This is a genomic window from uncultured Amaricoccus sp. (assembly GCF_937858865.1).
Lineage (GTDB): Bacteria > Pseudomonadota > Alphaproteobacteria > Rhodobacterales > Rhodobacteraceae > Amaricoccus.
In genome coordinates, this window is the sequence record NZ_CALLYO010000026.1 from 1 (window position 1) to 2187 (window position 2187).

Sequence of the window (2187 nt, forward strand, 5' to 3'; positions counted from 1 at the left end):
TGGTGTCGGTGCCGATGTCGCTGCGTGCGATGAACTCGACGCCGTCGAGATCGCCGAACCCGTTGATGCGGCGGCGCACCTGCGCCTCGGGCGAGTTGTCCTTGTCCGACACGCCGCGCGCCGAGTTGAGGATGCCGCGGATCAGGCCGCGCCCCATGTTGGCCCAGTCCGGGCCCTTCGGGCTGTAGAGGCCGATCAGCGACCAGACCTTGCGCCGGGCATAGGGCCCCTCGAGCACCGTGTATTCGGCGTCGAGATAGACGGCGCCGGTGGCGGCGCGGCGCGCCCAGCCGCCGGTCCAGCCCTGCGAGGGGTCGTCGAAGCCGCCGGGGCGGAGCGTCAGGCGCACCTTGGCGAGCGTGCCCTTGGGGATGACGTTGGTGTTGGATTGGGCGGAGTTGAAGTCGTTCCAGGGTCCGGACATTGCGCGGCTCCTTTCAGTTGGAGGATGGGACGCGCAGCGGCGTCAGATGGGAAAAGCCACCCCGGCGACCGGATCGGGACACCGGGCATGGCGAGAGGCGCTCAGCCATGGCCGGGCTCCGGCGCGGGCGCGGGATCGGCCGGAGTCACCGGCGGCCAGGTCAGGCGTTCGGAGGCAGGCGCCGCGGGGCGCTGGATCTTCTCCATCAGCCGGCCGAGATGCGGGGCCTCGACCCTGTCGAGGCGGCCGGAGCGGTCCTTGGCCGGATAGCCCCAAGTATTCAGCGTCTGGCAGACGAAGGCGCGCTGCGGCTGGCCGCCCGGGTCCGGGATGTCGGCCATGGTGATGACCTGATCGACGATCCCCGGCAGCTCGAGCCCGGTCTTCGAGCCGTCGATCTGCGGCTGGAAGACCTTGCGATTGAAATCGTCGAGCCGCTCGTCGAGGATGCCGACGAACCAGACATGCTTGCCGCGCGTGTGCTGCAGGTGGGTCAGCCAGCCGATCATCTCGCGGCCGTGCAGACCGTAGGCGCCGCGGATGTCGGGCTTGCCGGTCTTCTCCGAGAAGGCCTCGGGCTGCCCACGGCACCACTGGAAGCAGAGCCGCCCGGCAACGGTGATCGAGTCGATGAAGACGGTCTCGTACTTCTCGATCACCGCCGGATCGCCATAGCGCCCGCAGACCTCGTCGAAATGCGCCTGGCTGTAAGGCTGGTCCTCGCGCAGCGCCGGGTTCGGCCCGCCGATGAACACCGCGAAGTCGCGGCATTCCTTCCAGGTGCGGGGCCGGAGCGTGTCGATCTCCAGCCCCTCGACCGCCAGATCCCCGGCCTCGAGATCGAGGAAGAGCGTGGTGGAGGCGTTCAGCGTCCAGAGCAGGCTGGTCTTGCCGATGCCGGACCGGCCGAAGATGACGCCCTTGATGCCCTTGCGTTGCGCGAGCCGTTCGTCGGCGCCGATGATGGGAAGGGCCATCACTGGCCCTCCTTCTTCATCACCGCCGTGGCGGCGCGATCTGCGCCGATGCACCCGGCCTCGCGGGCGAGCTTGTAGAGCCGCTTCAGCGCGTCGGCGCGGCGGTAGGCGGCCGTGCTCTCACGCTCCGCTTCCACGATCGCGAAGGCGATCTCGTCGACGGTCGCCTCGACGACCGGCAACGGCTCGCGCTGCTCGTCGCCGGGGCGCTGCGGGAAGGCGATGGTTTCGGGGAGGTCTTCAAGGGCGTAGCTCGCCTTGCGAAGGCGCGTGATGGCGTCCGGCTGGTCCGGCATGGCGGTTCTCCGTGAGATGAGGTGATCGAGGAGGCGCATCACGCGGCCTCGCGGACGTCGGGCGCGGGCTCGGCGACGTAGATCGCCAAGAGCGGCGTCCCGTCGGCATGGGCGCCGGCGTCCTCGATCTGATAGTTGCGGTTGGGCTCGCAGACCTCGGTCAGCTCCCAGCGGCGATAGAGCCCCGGAAGACGCCTGAAATCCTCGAGCGACAGATCGGCAGTGCGGTTCATGCGTGTCTGCTTTCGGTTGGAGGGAAGGCGCTCGGGGCGCTCGAATGGAAAAAGCCACCGGCGGGACCGGATCGGGGCATCGGTTCAGGGGATTTCCTGGAGGGCGTCGTGCAGCCGGCGCATCGCGCGCTGGTACCGCTTGCGGGCGGCGGCCTCGGTCAGGCCCAGTTCGACGGCGACCTCGGCCTGGGAGAAGCCCTCGATCGCCACGCGGATCACGAGGAGAGCGTCATCGCCGTGCAACTTCCACACGGCGC

The 2187-nt window shown here is 69.2% G+C and carries 5 protein-coding genes; all 5 read right to left on the bottom strand.

The window, feature by feature from the left end:
• A partial coding sequence (locus tag Q0112_RS00575; RefSeq protein ID WP_297970144.1) for a hypothetical protein occupies positions 1 to 424 on the bottom strand: 424 nt, incomplete at its 3' end.
• 101 nt (positions 425 to 525) lie between these two features.
• Positions 526 to 1401, bottom strand: a complete 876-nt coding sequence (locus tag Q0112_RS00580) for an ATP-binding protein (RefSeq protein ID WP_297970146.1) — start codon at positions 1399 to 1401, stop codon at positions 526 to 528.
• Positions 1401 to 1697: a hypothetical protein gene (locus Q0112_RS00585; protein WP_297970147.1), complete on the bottom strand. Its 297-nt coding sequence runs from the start codon at positions 1695 to 1697 to the stop codon at positions 1401 to 1403. The genes Q0112_RS00580 and Q0112_RS00585 overlap by 1 nt, the downstream gene beginning before the upstream one ends.
• Positions 1698 to 1735: 38 nt before the next feature.
• Positions 1736 to 1930 (bottom strand): hypothetical protein, encoded by a 195-nt coding sequence (locus Q0112_RS00590; RefSeq protein WP_018303655.1) that lies wholly within the window; start codon positions 1928 to 1930, stop codon positions 1736 to 1738.
• Between the two features lie 84 nt (positions 1931 to 2014).
• Positions 2015 to 2182, bottom strand: coding sequence for a sigma factor-like helix-turn-helix DNA-binding protein (locus Q0112_RS00595; RefSeq protein ID WP_297970158.1), 168 nt, complete (start codon positions 2180 to 2182; stop codon positions 2015 to 2017).
• Positions 2183 to 2187: the final 5 nt, after the last annotated feature.